The sequence below is a fragment of the Bartonella krasnovii genome (assembly GCF_003606345.3).
GTDB lineage: Bacteria > Pseudomonadota > Alphaproteobacteria > Rhizobiales > Rhizobiaceae > Bartonella > Bartonella krasnovii.
Genome location: NZ_CP031844.2, coordinates 865,874 through 883,894, shown reverse-complemented (window position 1 = coordinate 883,894; position 18,021 = coordinate 865,874). Strand labels below are relative to the sequence as shown.

24 protein-coding genes and 1 pseudogene are annotated in these 18,021 nt (G+C 46.6%); all 25 read right to left on the bottom strand.

Going from position 1 to position 18,021, the window contains the following annotated elements; all coding sequences use genetic code 11:
- Positions 1–426 (bottom strand): gp436 family protein, encoded by a 426-nt coding sequence (locus tag D1092_RS03650; RefSeq protein WP_120122231.1) that lies wholly within the window; start codon positions 424–426, stop codon positions 1–3.
- Between the two features lie 12 nt (positions 427–438).
- On the bottom strand, positions 439–1,404 hold the full coding sequence (locus D1092_RS03645) for a major capsid protein (RefSeq protein WP_120122230.1): 966 nt from the start codon (positions 1,402–1,404) through the stop codon (positions 439–441).
- 12 nt (positions 1,405–1,416) lie between these two features.
- Positions 1,417–1,758 carry a capsid cement protein gene (locus D1092_RS03640; RefSeq protein WP_120122229.1) on the bottom strand — a complete coding sequence of 114 codons (342 nt, stop codon included), beginning with the start codon at positions 1,756–1,758 and terminating at the stop codon, positions 1,417–1,419.
- On the bottom strand, positions 1,755–2,813 hold the full coding sequence (locus D1092_RS03635; RefSeq protein WP_120122228.1) for a phage protease: 1,059 nt from the start codon (positions 2,811–2,813) through the stop codon (positions 1,755–1,757). Before D1092_RS03635 ends, D1092_RS03640 begins: the two co-directional genes overlap by 4 nt.
- Before the next feature lie 673 nt (positions 2,814–3,486).
- Positions 3,487–4,692 (bottom strand): phage head morphogenesis protein, encoded by a 1,206-nt coding sequence (locus D1092_RS03630; protein ID WP_120122227.1) that lies wholly within the window; start codon positions 4,690–4,692, stop codon positions 3,487–3,489.
- On the bottom strand, positions 4,685–6,265 hold the full coding sequence (locus D1092_RS03625) for a DUF935 domain-containing protein (RefSeq protein WP_120122226.1): 1,581 nt from the start codon (positions 6,263–6,265) through the stop codon (positions 4,685–4,687). The genes D1092_RS03630 and D1092_RS03625 overlap by 8 nt, the downstream gene beginning before the upstream one ends.
- Positions 6,266–6,277: 12 nt before the next feature.
- Positions 6,278–7,940, bottom strand: a pseudogene (locus D1092_RS03620) (hypothetical protein).
- Positions 7,933–8,514 carry a phage protein Gp27 family protein gene (locus D1092_RS03615; protein WP_120122225.1) on the bottom strand — a complete coding sequence of 194 codons (582 nt, stop codon included), beginning with the start codon at positions 8,512–8,514 and terminating at the stop codon, positions 7,933–7,935. Before D1092_RS03615 ends, D1092_RS03620 begins: the two are co-directional and overlap by 8 nt.
- Positions 8,477–8,833: a VpaChn25_0724 family phage protein gene (locus D1092_RS03610; protein ID WP_019221544.1), complete on the bottom strand. Its 357-nt coding sequence runs from the start codon at positions 8,831–8,833 to the stop codon at positions 8,477–8,479. The genes D1092_RS03615 and D1092_RS03610 overlap by 38 nt, the downstream gene beginning before the upstream one ends.
- Positions 8,830–9,144, bottom strand: coding sequence for a DUF2730 family protein (locus D1092_RS03605; protein ID WP_120122224.1), 315 nt, complete (start codon positions 9,142–9,144; stop codon positions 8,830–8,832). Before D1092_RS03605 ends, D1092_RS03610 begins: the two co-directional genes overlap by 4 nt.
- A complete protein-coding gene (locus D1092_RS03600; protein WP_167309297.1) occupies positions 9,141–9,380 on the bottom strand; it encodes a hypothetical protein in 240 nt (79 codons plus the stop codon). Before D1092_RS03600 ends, D1092_RS03605 begins: the two co-directional genes overlap by 4 nt.
- Positions 9,346–9,684 (bottom strand): hypothetical protein, encoded by a 339-nt coding sequence (locus tag D1092_RS03595; protein ID WP_120122222.1) that lies wholly within the window; start codon positions 9,682–9,684, stop codon positions 9,346–9,348. The genes D1092_RS03600 and D1092_RS03595 overlap by 35 nt, the downstream gene beginning before the upstream one ends.
- Positions 9,677–9,964: a hypothetical protein gene (locus tag D1092_RS03590; RefSeq protein ID WP_120122221.1), complete on the bottom strand. Its 288-nt coding sequence runs from the start codon at positions 9,962–9,964 to the stop codon at positions 9,677–9,679. Before D1092_RS03590 ends, D1092_RS03595 begins: the two co-directional genes overlap by 8 nt.
- Positions 9,961–10,542: a glycoside hydrolase family 19 protein gene (locus D1092_RS03585; protein ID WP_120122220.1), complete on the bottom strand. Its 582-nt coding sequence runs from the start codon at positions 10,540–10,542 to the stop codon at positions 9,961–9,963. Before D1092_RS03585 ends, D1092_RS03590 begins: the two co-directional genes overlap by 4 nt.
- 87 nt (positions 10,543–10,629) lie before the next feature.
- Positions 10,630–11,037, bottom strand: a complete 408-nt coding sequence (locus D1092_RS03580) for a helix-turn-helix domain-containing protein (RefSeq protein WP_120122219.1) — start codon at positions 11,035–11,037, stop codon at positions 10,630–10,632.
- A gap of 6 nt (positions 11,038–11,043) precedes the next feature.
- Positions 11,044–11,661, bottom strand: coding sequence for a regulatory protein GemA (locus D1092_RS03575; RefSeq protein ID WP_120122218.1), 618 nt, complete (start codon positions 11,659–11,661; stop codon positions 11,044–11,046).
- Positions 11,662–11,669: 8 nt separating this feature from the next.
- Entirely contained in the window at positions 11,670–12,293 is a 624-nt protein-coding gene (locus D1092_RS03570) for a DUF3164 family protein (RefSeq protein WP_120122217.1), read from the bottom strand.
- The gene (locus D1092_RS03565) at positions 12,286–12,555 is read right to left on the bottom strand and encodes a hypothetical protein (protein ID WP_120122216.1); all 270 of its coding nucleotides are present in this window, start codon (positions 12,553–12,555) and stop codon (positions 12,286–12,288) included. Before D1092_RS03565 ends, D1092_RS03570 begins: the two co-directional genes overlap by 8 nt.
- A complete protein-coding gene (locus D1092_RS03560) occupies positions 12,555–12,818 on the bottom strand; it encodes a hypothetical protein (RefSeq protein WP_120122215.1) in 264 nt (87 codons plus the stop codon). The genes D1092_RS03565 and D1092_RS03560 overlap by 1 nt, the downstream gene beginning before the upstream one ends.
- The gene (locus tag D1092_RS03555) at positions 12,815–13,846 is read right to left on the bottom strand and encodes an AAA family ATPase (RefSeq protein ID WP_120122214.1); all 1,032 of its coding nucleotides are present in this window, start codon (positions 13,844–13,846) and stop codon (positions 12,815–12,817) included. Before D1092_RS03555 ends, D1092_RS03560 begins: the two co-directional genes overlap by 4 nt.
- A 343-nt stretch (positions 13,847–14,189) precedes the next feature.
- Positions 14,190–16,187: a transposase domain-containing protein gene (locus tag D1092_RS03550; protein WP_120122213.1), complete on the bottom strand. Its 1,998-nt coding sequence runs from the start codon at positions 16,185–16,187 to the stop codon at positions 14,190–14,192.
- Positions 16,184–16,642, bottom strand: a complete 459-nt coding sequence (locus tag D1092_RS03545; protein ID WP_120122212.1) for a hypothetical protein — start codon at positions 16,640–16,642, stop codon at positions 16,184–16,186. The genes D1092_RS03550 and D1092_RS03545 overlap by 4 nt, the downstream gene beginning before the upstream one ends.
- Positions 16,639–17,499, bottom strand: coding sequence for a ParB/RepB/Spo0J family partition protein (locus D1092_RS03540; RefSeq protein ID WP_120122211.1), 861 nt, complete (start codon positions 17,497–17,499; stop codon positions 16,639–16,641). The genes D1092_RS03545 and D1092_RS03540 overlap by 4 nt, the downstream gene beginning before the upstream one ends.
- Positions 17,499–17,897, bottom strand: coding sequence for a hypothetical protein (locus D1092_RS03535; protein WP_120122210.1), 399 nt, complete (start codon positions 17,895–17,897; stop codon positions 17,499–17,501). The genes D1092_RS03540 and D1092_RS03535 overlap by 1 nt, the downstream gene beginning before the upstream one ends.
- Entirely contained in the window at positions 17,881–18,021 is a 141-nt protein-coding gene (locus tag D1092_RS09460; RefSeq protein ID WP_167309296.1) for a hypothetical protein, read from the bottom strand. The genes D1092_RS03535 and D1092_RS09460 overlap by 17 nt, the downstream gene beginning before the upstream one ends.

Here is an 18,021-nt window from a genome sequence, read left to right as displayed (position 1 = left end):
TTATCTTCCCATCACACGCGGTTTGGCATGGAAAAAAGCCCCATCACGAAGCGGTCCATCTTCACTCATAATTTTAGGTTCATCGACCCCCAAACCCGCTTTGCCTTCTGCAATGCGTTTTAGTAAATCAACCGCCTGTTTGTAGCGATCTTCAATGGTTGTGGTCAGTGCCGTATGGCGTATGGCTAAATTATAAACAGCAATATTGACACAGATCATGCCAAGAGCCGCCGGCTGTCCAGCAATGGGGACCAAGTAGCGATGAGAGAGATGCACATCAATCTCACCACTTGCTTGGTTTAGAGCAAGGGCAATGGCTTGATCTAAAAGCACTGGATCAGAATTCTCATCATCAAAAGCACATAAGTCTTTCAAGAAATCATCACCCCAGAGCTCTTCAATCAATGTTTTGCTTGCATAGGCCATTAAGTCTTTTCCTTAAACAACATCTTGCAGCAACACACCGGCATCTTTGGCGGCGACCAATTCGCACACCCGTTCACCCACACGCACCCGTTTACCACCTGACAAACCAATATCTGGATCAGAAATCACCCCAGAGATACGCTCACCCAACTGAGCACTAAAGCCCCAACTGATGAGAGAACCATCCGCCTGTTGCTTGGTGGGATCAATGTAAAGCAGAGCAATCTTATTGCCCCAAACACGTGCCAATTGCGCCGTACGCCCTTTGCGGGCTAAATTCACTTGCGATTCACCAATGAGTAAACGATCGGGATGTATTTCCATCAGATCAGCAAATTGCGCTTTGGTGACAAAACCATCAGCAGTGCCACCCCCCTTAACGGCTTTGATGATTTTGGGATGACGTTTGAGCTTTGACCAAACAACTTTACCCATGACAATGGTGTTGGGTGTATAGACGAGGGCTTTATCCTTCGCCTCATCTAAAGTGGCATAAGGGTCTGATTTGTCATAATCACTGAATTTATTCTCACCTTTAAGGGTCATCACCCGCTCTGCTGCATAGTTTTTGCTATCTTGCACAAGTTCTGCAACACGCACTTCACGCCCTAATTCCAGCAAATTGGCAAGCCCCTCTACAGCAGTCTTTTCGGGGTTATAACGGGAGCGCTTTTCTGCCCGTGCGCGGGCTGCTGCTTCAATATCTGAATTGGGAATAAGGTCATCAAGCCCGTAATCTCTCACACTAGCTTCCCGTTCAAAGGCAGAAAATTCCACCACATTCGGGCGTCCTTTCCGCCCAATTTCAAGTTCAGGAACCGTAAAACTTTCCGCCAAGGGAAATTCACTATATTTAAACACTTCACTTAAAACACCAACACGGGGCAAAACTTTATCGCCAATAAGAGAACCTGCTGGATTGCGATACCCAATAGCAATAGCAGTAAGGGTTGGATCAATGGGAAAAGGTCTGTTCATCATAAGCCTCGATTAATTAATTTTAAAAGAAATAACATCACCAGCAGAACCATCACTCATGGCAATGCCAATGGTGCGGTCTGCGGCTTCTGCCTTAATAGCCTGCCCCTTGGGGTCAGAGGTTAAAAAGTCACCAAAGGAAACATTGCCTCCACACACCACTTCGCCCCAACCGCATTGAGCAACATCAATCATTTCGCCAGCCTTGGCTTTGCAAGAGCCGGCAGTGCCTAATAATTTATCACCCTTCCCAGTAGCTATTGCCACCATTCCATCACTGCGCGCTGCAACAATAAAATAAGGCGAGATCTCCCCAGCAGTGCGAAAAGATTTAATCAAAATCGTCGTACTCATGATTGGCGCTCCTTTTGCTCATAAATATAATCAACTGCTTGGCTAATGGTGATGTCGAAGCCTTTTTGCTTCTGCTCTTGTTGATAATGGCGTGCAGCAAGTGCAATATCTTCTGGCGCAAGCTGATGTTCTTGCACCAAGGCACATGTTTCTAAAGGGCTTGTCGATGCGAGAACGGGCAATTTCTCAACCAAAGTTTGAAAATGTTCCATGCCCCCTTCAAGGGTACAAAGGGCACGATAGTCTTCACGCGTAGCCGGCAAAATCTTGCCCTCTTCAATCGCTTTGTCTAAAAGACTCTCAATCGTCGCCTTTTTTTGCTCTTCGCGCAAAAGCGCTAGATCTTCTCGCGCTTTTGTTAATTGGGCATTTAATTCCACCCGTTCTTTTTCGCGTGTTGCAATGCTTGCTAAAATTTCTGCAGGTTTTGCATCTTCTGCCAGCTCCAAAGCACTGGCAATGGCTGTTAAATCCATCATTTTCTCCGTCAAAGTTGTTGGGGACACCACAAGAGGCGTTAAAGGGGGTGTTGAAGAGTGTTCACGGCTTAAAGCCGTCATCACAAGGGCAGGACGGTTCACCAGCCCTGCCCCTGCCAAACTTAAAATCTCACCATTTTTAGAATGACGAAACTCAGGGGAAAGATAGCGATATTCCCGAGCCACAATCTTTTTAGCTGCCATATCGGTCCATTTAACCCGACCCCAAATCGCACCATCCCGCTCTGCGAGTTCTTCAATCCAACCGCTGGCAGGTGCTTCCAAGCCGTTCCTCGCTCTGTGATGTTGCCCATGCTCATAATCAATCACAAGCGGTCCTTTATTGGCTGCAAAAGCCTTTAAAATCCTTTGTGGGTCATAATGCCATTCCCGTCCATCACGCGCCTTCACATTTGGCGCTTTGGGCAACAGCTCGACCCATTCCGGTGCTTGGCTAACGGTGATGTCTTGGCATAAAACGTCTGGGCAAAGATCTATGAACGCGGCATGAAATGTCTCGTCATGACATATCTCAGCATGCCCTTCTTTTTGATCTTCGTAAAATTCTTGCTCCATACATTGCCTATTGCTTTACAATTATCATTGGCAATACAATGCACGAAATCCCCTTCAACTCATAAGCCTGACACTGTCAGTCAAAAGAGCACTTCTTCAAAAAATTTAAAAAAGCACTTTAAAAGCACTTTTTTTCCCTCTTATAGCCTGTAAGAGAAACCCCAATACCAAACCCTCTCATAAAATCGTTTTCAAAGGCACTTCAAAGGCGATAGAGCGCCATTGTGAAGTTAGAGGTACAAATTATCACTCCACACAAAAAACCTCTCTCAAAGCGCGTTTTTTTTAAAAGATTGCTTTTGAATGTTTAAACTGTTAGCGTACTCACGAGGCGTGAGCCAGTTTTGCCAGGACGGCTTTGCCGGATCTGCGAGGAGTTGACCGCCCTCCACGCCTTCTCATGTTTCCCCACACACCGGTTCCTTCTTTGCAAAGCTAACAGAGCTTTACGGTATTCTCTTTATCATCTTATATGAAAAAGCCTCTCTCAAGCCATTTTTTTAAAGATTGCTTTTGAACGTTTAAACTGTTAGATTACCCGCGAGGCGTGAGCCAGTTATACCAGGACGGCTTTGCCGGATCTGCGAGGAGTTGACCGCCCTCCACGCCTTCTCATGTTTCCCCTCACACCGCTTCTTTTCACAAACACCAACAGAGCTTTGCGGTATTCTCTTTACAACAACCGTTCATCCTTCTTTTCAGCTGCCTCTAACAAACGTTGAATTTCGCGAAAGCTCTTTTTATGCATAGAAGTCAGCCACCATTCTTGTTTGCTTGCCACAAATTTAACCGCTAAGCGCCACCATGCCCCACCACTTTCCCCAAAAAACAAAACGCTCGGTACACCTTTTCGCCTGATGATACCGTAAGGTTTTATGAAGGTTTGAATGGCACCCCGAAAATCCTCCAAGTGAAGAGCACGTGCTTGATGCTCTAACAAAATATGTTTCACACTGTCTGAAGATAAACGAATAAGAGAATTGTCCCCACCAAAAACATCACGCACCTTTTCTATCATCGGGGCTATGGGAATAAATCCACGCGGCATATGTCCTTCAAACATCGCTTCCAAAAGTGGTGAGCCCACAATATCTTCAATAGCAATGCGTTTGCGATTATCCCCCATTAGGGAAACTTTATCACTTAAAAAATTGCTTAAATTTTGCGCGCGATGTTTCCCGGGGTTAGAATGCCATCCAGGATCAATGCCTACGGGTATTTTTTCAACACGCCCCGTCCGCTTATTGCGCCAAGCCCGCTCCTCCACATGGGGTGGCGCTGCACCCTCTTCATAGCCTAAATTATCTGCCTCATAACGGCTTACCTGCCGCACACTGCATTTACATCGCCAGCCATTGGGGGGATAAAGCCAATCCCAAATGGGATCATCAACCGGTGCGGTAAACCCCACCCAACTTTCATGTTCTAAACGCTTATGTTCTGAACTCGACAACGCATAGGTGAGATAAGGTAAAAACTCTTTATTCTCTTGCGTGCGTTCCCATTCACCTGCTGCATGGGCACTCATGGTATTAGCCCAATAGACCGTTTCTAAACGCCGCGGGCTGCCCAACTGTACCACACTCTTTTCACCCGTTTTCGGATCAATGCTGGTCTTTTTTCCCCACCAGCCCTTTTCCTGTAAAATCGGCATCAAATTTTTTTGAAATTCTTGAAAAGGAACTTGATGCTTTATGGCATCTCCAACCGCTGTTTTAAAATCATCCAAAATGTCATAACCTACCGATTTTGCCACCGTAAAGGAAAAGGCATGCTCTTCTGGTGCTATATCCCGCCAATCAAAGCTTGGAACAATATTTTTGGCTGCAAAATAACGGGTGACCTCTTTGGGTGCTGTTTTAAAAAGTTCCTCATCCATGATACCCCAGTCCCCGCGCAATCATTTGCACCTTTGCCAAGCGTGCTGCCAAGGCATGATGATCCATCTCGCCTAATAATTCATCCAAGCCTTTAAGGATATCCTCATAACTTTTAGCCTCTCTCACAAGCTTTTTAAAAGGCTCTAAAAGGGGCTCTAAATCCTCTTCCCAGTCACTTAAAGCCTCTTCAGAAAGTCGGTCCAATTCGTCGTGATGTTTTCCACCCTGCTCTTTTCCACTCTTACCCTCTCTTGTCACAGAAACATCAAAAGCACCCCCACAATCAGCACAAACATGAGCTTTTTGTTGCCCCGCATCATCAGGCGCATTATCCGGAGCCCTTAAAACATCCTCTTCTTTTGTTGGTTGCGAAAAGCCAATCTTATTACGCACTTCTTGCGCCCCAACACGCAATCCTAGAGGCACAAGTTTTTCTAAAGCATCGCTAATGGCTTTAATATCTTCATTTTCCGAAATCGGCCAATAAACAAGGGGGTAGCGCTCTTGGCGCCCAAAATTAATCTCAACAAAAGGCACAATCAAATCACGATTAGCTGTCAAAGCCAATTGCCGTGCATCAGCTCTGGCAATATCATGGCGCACATTTTCATGAATGCGCGCTTGCGAAAAAGACGACCCATCATCCGTCGTCATCGTTTGCCCCAATACCCCTTTAGAGATCTGTCGATCTAAATATTCCGCCTTTGCGGCAAAAACCGCATTGCCACTGCCCCCAGCTGCCTCAATAAACTCAATCTCCATCTCTTTGGGAATAATTGCCGCCGCATCACTGGATAAATCACGCACCGCTTGAATAAGAACCCGCCGCTCTGCTTGAGAAGAGCTTGCACCATATTTGCCCACACGCAAAGGCATGCCGTAAACTTCTAAGAAAGCCATCCAATCTTTTAAGGTATAAGACTTAAACAAAAATGCCCAAGCCGCAAGTCTGGCAAGCCCAGAGCGGATTGGTAAGCCACTTTTCAACTTGGGTCTGTGAATGGAAAATTTATAAGCAGGCAACTCTGTTCCGTACAAAGACCCCTCTTCTTTTAAACGCAAATGAAAGCCATCTCGCCGATCCAATTGAAAAAACCGCTGGTCACGCCATTTCCAAGCAACCGGCCACCATTCCTTAGCACTCTTGTCCCACAAGGTTTCAACAACCGCATAGCCTTTTCCCAAAGCATCTAACAAATCCGTCACATAATCATCAACAAAGGTAGGTGCACTAATCACTTCACGCACCGCATCGGCTATTCTTTTATCCTGTGCACTGTTGCTTGCCGCAATCACCCCAGGCTCCACCCCTGTGAGGGCATTTTTACGCATGCCCAGCACCGCACGATAATGCAAATCACGCTCTTCCATATCATCAGCAAGTTGGAAAAATTGTTCAGGCGCCCCCCTTGCTGCCTGTTGCAAAATATCAGCAAGTTGAAGAGGGGTGAGACCACTGACAATGGTTTGTGACCACACATCACGAACACCACCAATGCTTGGGCTTGCCACCTCCCGCTCCAATCCTTTGATATGAAGCGCCCTACCCCATTGATCAACCAGTTTTACCATCTCATTATCCCATCAATATATCTTTGATCTCGTCGTTGAAAAAAAAGGCGTTGAAAAGAGTGGGCTTTCATCAAAACCATAAACCTCTCTCACAGGCGTATATTCGTAAATTTCCGGCGTCTGGCGGCTGGCAAAATAAGCCAAAGCGCAAGCAATAGCACTATCCCCATGGCGCATAAAACCATCACTGCCTTTAAAACGATGATTGTCTGGAATTTTCACAATGCCATTGACATAAGCAAGCGCCTGATGATCTGCCACAATGTCACTATCGCGCGGCAAAACAATGGACCCATCCCCAAAGGCTTCTAAATAAGCCGGCATTTCTTTGCTATACCAACTTTGTGACAATTGAATCTCTTGCACACACGCCCCATAACGCTGCGCTGCTTTTTCGGCTAAATAAGCCCCATTGCCCCGCGCATCTAACGCGCCCCCTAACAAACGTGGCAGTCCACTAACCCCATAAAATAAAATCTCTCTTTGTTGATCAAACGGCATATTGTTGTTGATCAAACGGCATATTGCGCAATTCCACCATAAACCGGACACGGCGCACCAAATCTTGTCCCACTTCCATCACCACAATCGAGGTGGCATCACTGCTGCGCGCAAAATCAACCCCAAAAACATGTTGACGACGCCGATCAAGCCGAACATGCAGAGGCTTTACATGCTTCTCACACCAAGCAAACGCCGCTTGGCTTCGTTGATCATCCGATTGGTTTTTAAAACCATCCGCACAAGCAAAACGCAGCACCGCAATATCTCGCGTACAACAATTTTCAATCTGCAAACGTGTTAAAGCTGCCCCTTCTTGATCAGCCGGTATGGCATCCAACTCTTGCCGCATGGCACTCAAACGCACCCCATAAGAGGCGCGGATTTGTTTCTCCCATTGTTGTTCTGCTCCTCTACTCCACCCCTCCCCCTTCATGGCGCAAACCCGTTTAAACAAACCATTTTTAACCGCTACACTAAAAGGGTAACGATGCAGAGAAAAAGGAATTTTGCCTGCACGCGCCTCACGGATCAGTTCATTGAAAGGATTAAGAACCCCATTGTGTGTTGAGATCACACGAATCTTGCCTCCCCAAATCAACAGAGCATTCACCGCATCCAAAACAGCGCGCACATCTTGATGAAACGCCGCCTCATCAATCACAACAATGCCCTGTAGTCCACGAATATTTTCAGGACGGCTTGAAAGCGCTTCAATGCGAAACCCCGAAGCAAATCGTACCCGATAAGCAGAGATATATTTTGTCGACCCATCCTCTTTTTGATCTGGAAATAAAAATTCTTCCACATTCCCACTATGGCTGGTAAGTACTCTCGCAAAATTGCTCACATAGCTAATAAATTCACGTCCCTTTTCTTTGGTATCACCAATGTAAAAAACATTATCACCCCCTGCCTCAAGCGTTGCCGCCGCAATCAGCGTATCATCTAAAGCTTCTGCAAAAGTAATGCCGGTCCGGCGCCCTTTTTCAACCAACTTTAAGGGAGATTTATCCTCAATCCATGCCCGTTGATGCGCCATCAAAACCCCTTCAGCTAAAGGATCTTTCTCTTTTGAAAAAGCACTTGTCTGCCAAAGATCAAAACCCAACCGATCACCATTTGCATCATTGTTTAAAGGGGTCTGTTCAAAAGCCTCACGCCCTTCAGCCATGTTTTATCCCCAACACCTGCGCGCGAATAGCCCGCGCCGTCTCTTCTGAGAGCCCCGCTGCTGCCGCTGCTACCTCAACCGCTTTGCTTGCCTTACTTGTAAAATCCTTCTCTAATCTTTGCCGTCTGGTGGTCGATAAATGCTCAGCAGCCAACACCCCTTTAAGCGCATTCGCCAACTCTTGAGCAGCCTTTGGCGAAAGGCTTTTCCCACTGCTTAACGTGGAAAAAATAAGCTCTTTAATCGCTGCAGCTGTTAACAAAGTAATATTATCAGAAGCTTTGGCATCAAAACGTTGTGAAAGGCTTGCAGCTATTTCACGCGTTTGTTCTAAGCGCCGTGACATCACCGCGAGCCGCAAAGAATAACGATTAAAACTCGAAAAGGAGGGAATGGAAAAATTGAGACCTGTTTCTTTTTTTAAAGCCTTCAAAGCCGCTTTAAATTCCTCATAAATGGCTTTTTGCGTCTTTTCACGCCCATTTAAAGCTTCAGCCGCCTCTGCAATAATTTGATCACAAGCTTGTGGCAATAAATCAATCGCCGTTAAGCGCCCACGCCCGACCTTGCGCATCCCTCACCTCGTCTTTTATTGATGAACGTTTGGGACGCTTAATCCCCTCAATGGAAAAGCTACGATCTAAATGACGTGCCCCCCGTTCTGTCAAAGCCGCAAGCAAAACAGACCCCACACATTTTAATGTAACAGCGCCTTGCTCTTCCATAAAAGCCAGTTCATTGTGCACAAAATCGCGATCACGCCGGATACCATAACTGTATAAAAGCCGCTCAATCATCGCACTCGATAACGTTTCGCTGCGCTCACAAGCAAGCCCTTTTAAAATAATCAACCGCGCTTCTTCGCGGATGATTTTATCCATATCTGCTTTCATTTCTTGGCATTCTCCAATAAAAACTCTTGCAAGCGCTCACCAATCGCTGCCACCGGTTGCAACTGTGCAGAAAACGTATTAAGACGCCCATTTAAGCGTTCTATATTCACTTCCAGCCTTTGCATGGCATCACGATCAGGCAAAAAATCCATCTCCGTCTCTAACTTTTGCACACGCTCTTTAAGCACCATCATGTCTTTGAGCATTTCCTTCGTACCAGAAGAAAAATAAGCTTTTAAAACCCCAGAAATGGCAACAATGGATAACAACAACGAAAGCCAGCCATTGGCCACACTAATATCCAAATTCACGACCCCCTCCTTGACTTCATTAAAATGGCTTTGACAGCCGCTCGTCTGTGCTGTTCGCAGATCAATAAGTTCGCGCGATCACGGCTCCAATAATGCACCACTTCGCGTGCATTCAAAGCGCGTTCGGGCAATAAAGCTGGGCGGCTACACACCATGCGAACAACAGGCGGCAATTCAACCGATAAAAACTGATAAGCAAAACTATCCCTTGGCTTGGGTGTTGAGCAAGCGCACACGCTCAAGCCCAATGCCACCGCCAGTAGTTGGCAATACTGCATTGACCTCCTCCATTTTTGCAAGCTGTTGTCTTAAAGCAGAAATCACCACTTGTGCTTGCAGCTCTGCCCTTTGTGCGGCTTCTCTTTGCTGTTGCTGCTCAAGCTCTGCTTGTAGGGAAACCTTGGCAATTTCTAAGCGCCAATACACATCACGCGCTTTTTCTGCTTTTAAAATTTGCCCCTTCATCCAACCAAACAACGTGAAAAGGAAAAGTGCAAAAAAAAGCACCCCAAAAGACAGTTTTGAAAGTAGGCTAGACATTGCGTTTATTCCCCCACCGCGCTATCTCTCCGTCATCATAGGAACTGGTATGCCGCTTATTAAAACGCTTGCTATTGGAAAAATCCAAAGAACCAAAACCGCGATGCACCCCCAAATTCCCAACAATAATTGCCACCATAGAAGGAATAGAAATCGCCGCCATATCAACAATACGGGGTGCTCCAAACAAACCTCCCAAAATGAGCAAAAAAATAACCCCCCAAGCAAACCAAAAAGACCACCATAAATAACGCCGAGACCCCCGATAAGATGGCTTCATGACTTCACCTCGCATGAAAGCCCTAAAAGCTTTTTAGCCCGATTAAGATACGTTAAACGCTGAACAAGTCCATTTTTCCCGCCATTAATCGCTTTGGTAATTCTAAGCAAATCATCTTGATCAGCAAGCTTGTTCAAGCCTTTCCCCTGCCAAAACCAAACAGCTGACCAAAGCGCTGCTGGAAATTGTTCCACCACTTCCGGAAATGCTTCACAATCAACCGCTTGTTCATCGACTAAGCCCCAAAACTTGCTAAAACGGTGATAATTATTCCGCCCCGTTAATTGGATTAAACCACGCCCCTTAAAGCGTACCCCATCACCAGGGTTGACATTGCCTAAATCACGCCGTCCTTCATAAGCACGCCCTGAAGCATATTCACAAAGGGTAAAAAAGCCATCACTCTCATGGGCACATTGGCTTAAAAAATGTGCAATACGCAAAGGTGTGGTGAGTGCTCCATAAGACAAAACTTCAGGCAAGAAACGAGCCATCTCAACAATAATATAATCTTGGCGCGCATGATGCGCCAGTTTAGGCGCAAGTTGATGAAGAAAAGAAGCATCTATTGAAATCATAAAAAAACCACTCAATGAATAAAATTCATCTGCAGTTTATGAAATCTCACGCCCCCCATATAAGCCTGACACTGTCAGTCAAAACTCTCAATACTCATAAAACTCTGGAAATAATAAACCTTGTGGCTCTTTTGAAGAAATTCTCTTCTTCAAGCGATAGGCTGTGCGCACATGCATACCAGAAACCGCAGCCGCTGCATCTACCGACCAGCCTTTTTGCAGCGCTTGCATCATTTTTTGCCGCCGTTCAGCATCTCTACCAAGGGGGATAAGAAGGCGCACACCCGAACCATTAAAACAAAAATGGTTGATCAATTGCTGCGCCTCTTCAAACCCAACAATTTCAATCAACCAATCCGCATTCTCAAGCCGCCCTGGAATATAAACTTCTCGTCCGCCAAAAGCACGCACCATATTCCACGCCGCCTCACTGCCCGCAACATCGGCTATTTCACGCAATAAGGCAGGAAAATCGCTATAGACTTCCTCGTGCATGCATGCTTACCCCTCGCTTTTAACACCTTTACGGATAACCCGCCCCCAAGCATTCATCACTTTTATAAAATCGCCCCCATCCATCTCGCTCAAAGCTTTGCCACTTAACGCCATAACACTTTGATGAAACGCTTCCCCATCAAACAAAGCACTGGAATGCAAACGCTTCCATTGGGCATACAAAATCAAATATCCTGGCATCTTTTGCCAAGAATCTTGAATCTTTTTTCCTTTCCAGTCAACCCCACCCTCACGCTGCAACCAGCTTTTCAATGCTTCAATAGCTCTGCCTGCATCATCGCTATCACGCAAAAAACGAATATGATCAATCCCTGTCTGTCTCTTCACAAAGGCTAGCAACGCCTTATCTGAACGATCACGAATAATGCCAAGATTCCACCCTGCAATCCATAAAGCTTGAAGCTTTTTGGCATATTTACCCTCTAAAACTTGTCTCTTCGGCTTAAAGCCCCACGCGCGCATCTCATCGACGACCAAACGTCTTTCTAAAACACTCAAATCTTTTGCCGAGTGCTTGCCTGTCAGGCGATAAAGCATCGCCCGATAGGTTTCATCATCAAGCGCTAAAGCACGCCTTCCCATATGAAGTGCCGCTAAAGACATGGTTTCCCTCACGTCTTCGCCATATCAAGGGTCACCGCACGCCAAGGGCTTTCTAATGTGTCTCGTTCATAAAAACGCACATATTCCTTAGAGGTCGTCACACGGATGGCTTCACGGATTGCTCGCATTGCTTCCCTCCAGCGTGGATCACTAATATCCAAACGCAACAGCATAAAAATTTCACCCCGATTCACCTTGCCTTCCTTATCCGTATTAAAAGCACGCGTAATAATGGCGCGGATTTCAGGGCGCGCATCCGCAGACCATTCATTCAAACACTCATCAAGAAGGCTTTTGGCAATTTGCAATTGCGGACCAAAATCAAAGCTTTCTTGTACCTGCACCTTAATACGCTGCAAACCATCAAAACTTGTGTAAGTACAATTGCCCTTTTTACCACGCCGCGCTACACCATATTCTTGCGCAAGCAAATTATCAAAATCACTCAAATCCGCAATCGTATGGTTGTTAAAACGCGCAATCCGTGCTGAGAGCTCTTTGGCATACCCCATAACCTTACGCACCGTCTCATCTTCCAACAAATCCGCAGGACGGATCATATCCACCGGCACCAAAGCGCCTTTCGCATCCTTCATATAACGCGTGCCATCAAGTTCAATCTGTTTATTCATCGCAAAACTCCTCTTGTGTTTTTTGAAAACGACGAAACGGCAAAACAACACCCGATAAAGGGTCGTATCCCGCTTTCAATTGCCAACGACACCGCATAAGCTCATGACCTAAAATGTGGTTATAGCCTGCTAAGCGCCGTAAATACGCATTCAATTCTCGAACATCTTGTGCATGCAAAAAAATCCCATCTGTTTCATATTTCAAAAAGCCAGAGCGCAAAGCAATCAAGCAATCTCTCACCATATAAGGGTTCCGTTCCATTATTTATCTCCTCCAAAATCCATATAAATCACACGATTGCTCTTATCCGCATGAGAACCTTCACACTCACTCAAAACTTCTGAAACTTCTTGTTCCAAAACCGCACCCGTTTCCCCCAAACGGTGAACACTCAATTCCAATTCAAGCGATAAAGCCAAATCCACACACAATTTAAGCTCTTCGCTAATATCCAAACCACTTTGATAATCATCATAAAGACCAACAAGCGTATCGGATAATTCCTTAGGGCTTAAGGTCATCATGCCAATTCCTCCACATTACGGTTTTTCCATGCGGCTTTGACATGTTTAAGCGTCACCTCACTCTCATCCCCAAGGGCTGCCATGCGCGCCAACATCATGGTTTTATCAATCTGCCGTAAAGCCCCAGCTTTCAAACCAATACCGGTCAAAAACTTTATCGCACCAGCATCTTCAATCCCCCAATCATGAATGCGCGCCGCAATATCTTCGCTATAAGGTTTGCGACGTTTCAAATGCATCGCCAAACGGCTTTTAATTTGTGCATAAGAAGGTCCATTTTGACGATGCACGAGACGCCCCGAAATCTCATCATTGCCAACCAAAGCAAGCCCCGTACCATTGATATCAACAAAATGACGTAACTGATTAATCGCCTCATCCGTTAAATTTTGCGCCTCATCAACGATCAACAATGTTCCACCCCCCACACGCTCTAATCTCTTGCCAATAGCACGGGTTAAGCGGGTGGGATTATATTCCACCACGTCCAATTCTGCTGCCATATCATTCAAAATACCGTGAACACTGCGTGTATGCGGGCTTGCTGTGACCAGATAAACATGCGGGCGAGTCGCGCGGTAATAGCGGCAAGTTTCCGTTTTGCCACTGCCCGCATCAAGGGTAATCATCACCATATCCCCCGTACTTTGCGCCAGTGTTAGCGTGTCAATGATTTCACAAGCTATACGGTTCTTTTGAAACGCAGGCTTTTCAGGGATCATCTCCAAAAGCCCTGCCGTTTCTTTTAATGTTTCAACCCATTGTTGAACTTTGGCATTTTGCTTGCCTAATTGCCCCGCATAACTGCCCGCATACCACTGCGAAAAGGTGCCATCCGGCATGCCAATACGCCGCGCCACTTCTGCTTTAGTCCAGTCATTCGTCTGTGCCAGAGCGATCACTGAATCCACAAGCGTGTTCCATAAAGCAATATCATCACTATTGCGGTTTTGGGCTGTCCCATCGGGCTGTTTTTTAGGGCGCGCCCAAGGATTTTTATCAACGGTTGCATTTATCGCGTACTTCATATATATTCCCCTCTTGTATTGATTTAGACATCGACAAGGGGAAGGGCTAAAATCTTGCCCCTTGTCTTTTGTCTTCAATGAACATTTAAAGCCGTACGCAATACTAAAACGGCTAACCTGACAAATCCCCCTCTCTTTCTCACACATCGAGGAACTTGCTAACTTCAAGGCTCCGCGCTCAAATCAAGGCAAAGACACCTGAAAACTTAATTGTATTGATTTAAAATATTGAAATGAATTAAGACTTCTCCTCCCCCCTTTCTTTGTTAACGCTTCAAGCTGGTACGCGATACAAAACCAGCCCTCCTTATAGGCACTCTTGTAAGTCCCCCCCTCTCTTTTCCTATCTTCTAGGAAACTTGATCACTTCATGCACCTCACTTGAAGCGCTAAGGCGCCTTAAAGCTTGGTGCAAATGTTGACTAAACTCTCCCGAATCCAAAGCCTCATCATCCCCTAAAACTGCATCAGGGGCTTTTAAAGCCAGATTCCCCGCATTCTTTGGCATCAAACGGCTTACCTTTGGGGAAACAGAACGCTTGGATTTTGCATCATCCCCCCTCCTTGCAACTTTTGCATAAACATCCGCCAATTGATCCGGCGCAAGTTTTGCCGCCAACTGCTTTTCTGCTTTAACAGCTTTCACATATTCTTTACGCAAACGCCCATTCAAACGCGCCGCCTGTTGGTCGTAAAAACCCACATCCGCAAGGCAAGGCGCCATACAAAGCAACTGATTATTCAAATCATAAACCCGCAAATCTTGATGTAAATTATCCGGGTCAAAGCGCACAATCACCTTTTCTCCCGCATAGCTATTCAACGCCCGCGCCCAATAGCGATTGCCATAAAAATGAATCTCACCCGTGCCCTTTTGCGTACGCAATGCCTCTGAAGTCAAAAGCCATAAAGCCCTCTGTGCTGCACTTGCTTGACGAACAATCGTCCCTTCTGCCTTTAAACTTTCCGCAAAAGTCTCATCAAAACTGCGCCCCGCACATGTCAGCGCTTTGCGCCCCGCTTGCGCATTATGCGCTACAATCTGCGCCCCAACATGGGCTTTAAATTCTGCCAACCCCATCGCCCGCTTACCATAATCTTCCGGTTTTGCATCCGGTTTATTGCCCGTATAAGCCCCCGCACATAACGGGTGTTTGGAAATCGCTTCTGCCAAATCACGCCATGCCCTCTCAATCGGCTTTGACTGCCCGCTATAAGGGGTCGTCCATTGCAATTGAATACCCAAACTGGTCAAAAGACCCTGCGGTTCATCCGCCTTAATCTTAAAACGAAAGCGGTTGGAGACACCCCCAGAAATCCATTTGCTGGTAAAAGCACGCCCATTATCCAAGGTCATACGCTCTGGTATCCCATAAGTCTCCACCATATCCCCAATCACCAAACGTACGATTTCCCAAGTCTCCGCATCCGATAGGCGCCACGATAAAATCTTGCCTGAATAAAGATCTTGAATGGCAATCAAATAAAGCCGCACAGGCTTTTCTGTCCAAGGAACACGCACAAAAACATCCAACTTATGCCCGTCCATATTCACCGCTTCCATTGCATGCAGGGCACGCCGATCACGCCGTTGGGCGGGATAAAGCTTTTTTACCGTCTCCTCTCCCTCACGCGCTAACGCTACAACCGCTTTGGAAACTTGCGCCTTAAAACGACGGCGTAACGCCCGCTCTGAAGGGATCGGCGCCCAACCTTTCTCCCGCGCAACCAAAACCATCCGCCGATAACATGCCGAAAATGCAGGGCGAGAAGGGCGTAAATAATCCGAACATAAAACCTCAAAAGCCTCTTCATGACAGGGTGCAAACGGCGAAACAGTCTCCTCACCATAACAAGGCGCCAGCGCTGCCAACCAATCACACCTCTCATACCCTTCAACCATCTGCCGCCAATTAAAAAGCGACATCCGGCTCACCCCAAACTGCACCGCGCACAAACTTGCTCCATCATGCACCCCCATACCGGCATGGAGTAAATCTTCCCAAAAACAAAGCGCCTTCAAACGCTCTTCACAACGGCTTTTATGCGCCTTTGAAAGCCCCTCATAACGCACCCAAAGCGCTTCTTTTTGTCTCTTTTCCTCTGCCTTGCGCAAAACATCAACACCACCCGCCCGCAACAACAACGCCGCCCGCGCCCCCTCCGGCAATAAGGAAACATGAATCTCCACAACAGGACGAGAAACGCCTTTAACTTTACGTATCAATTCACTTTGATGACGCCATGTGGTCGCCAAAATTTTACGCAATCCGCCCTTACTTTGCGGCAATCCTGGCAAAGCCGCTTCAGCCAACTCAGCAATACTAAACCATTCCTTCATGGCTGCCCCCTTTTAATGCGAACCGGAACCGCACGCATGGCTTTCAACCGCGCCGCAATCTCACGCTGTTCCTGCTGCAATCTTGCAATTTCTGCCAAACGCGCTTCATCCCCTTGCAACAACAGCAAACCATCCTCACTCACCACCTCATCCCAAAGCCAAAAAGCGCCCGTCGCCCGCACAAAAGCTTTAAACCGCGGCAAGGAAATATCCACCTGCTTACTTTCCGCAACATATGCATCCAAGCTTGCCTTACTCAAACAACCAATGCCTAAATAATGCGCCATACGCTCTGCAACCTCACTGCGCTCATAGCGGCATTCTCTAAAAGCCCGCGCCATCGCCCGCTTAATGCGAGAACGAAACCGCTCTAAATCAATCTGCGCAACAGGTTCACGACAGGGGAAAACCGGACGTTGAAAAAAATCAAGTTGATGAGAACCACGCGTCTTCATGCCTGCTCCTCCCCCGATTGCTTATTTAAATAATCATAAAACCGCGCCCGTGTCTGTGCATCCGCTCTCTGCCACACCCCCAACAATTGAGCAAAAACCCGTTCCTGCTCATTAACTTTCGGGGGTATATTAATCCCATTGACCAAATCAACAGCCCGCCGTAAATCCCCTTCAACCTGTTGCAAAGCAATCGCTACCCGCCGTTGCGCAACCGGCTCCATCTTCGCCAACTTTAACAACTGCGCTTGATTATCCGCCAATGCCGTCCCCCGCAAAACAGACCGCAACTCCGGCTGTAAATGCTGGGAAATTTTCGTTAAATAATGCACTGCACGTTTCGATAAACCAATACGATCTGCTACATGTTTGGCAAAGTGCAAACTTTGCACTTTGCCATTTAAGTCACCATCATTTGGCAAAGGGTCAACTTGACCCTTTGCCACTTTGTCCTTTGTATATTGATTACCATGGTCACCACCACGTTGAATCTCCCCATACTTCTTTTCCCACAATTCGCGATACGTCTGCACAAACAAAGCGCGGTCAATCACTGACAATTCATTGCGAAAGAGGTTTTCCGCAACCTCTAAAAGCGCAGCATTTTCTTTATCGGCTTGCACCACAACGGCATCAATGGCGCTATACCCCAAAAGCTCCGCAGCCCGTAACCGGTGCGCGCCAGCAATCAGCGTGTAATGCCCCTCTTTCGCATTGGGTGTATGGCGCACTGTAATCGGGTTCATCAACCCTTCTCGTGCCATCGATTGCGCAAGCGCCTTGGCATGCTCATCATCTACAGGGCGTATACGCTCCGGTACAACAATCAAATCTAAAGCAATCTCTTGAAACCGTGCCATTATCCAACCGCCTTGTCCATTTCTCGTAAAAACAAATCCATCGCACGCCCCGCCCATCTTCGATAAGCTCTAGCAAAGACTGGTTCCATTAATCGCCGATTAATCACTTGAAGTGACAGAGAAATAGAAGTCCGCTGCCGTTCTTGTATAGCGACAATACGCCGCCGTGGAACCTCAAACTGATAATGCAAAATATGAATAGCAATCTGTCGTGCTAACGCCGCATCAAATAAGCCATGTGGAGGGTCAATAATATATCGGATTGGCAAATGCCGAAATCCACCACTCACTGCCTTAAAAGAACAGGAAAGCATAATTTGTAATCGTTCAACTTCCGAATAAGGATTAACGATATCGCGTCTGACATCTGGGGTCCATAAATTATAAGCCGCAACCATAACCACCACCCCCGATAAAGAAAACTTGACCACAAAAACCTAAAAAACAACCCATCCAATCGGCCGCTTGATGAGGCAACAGTATGCAATTTTTCTTGTCTATTTTGTATTGATCTTTAGACAT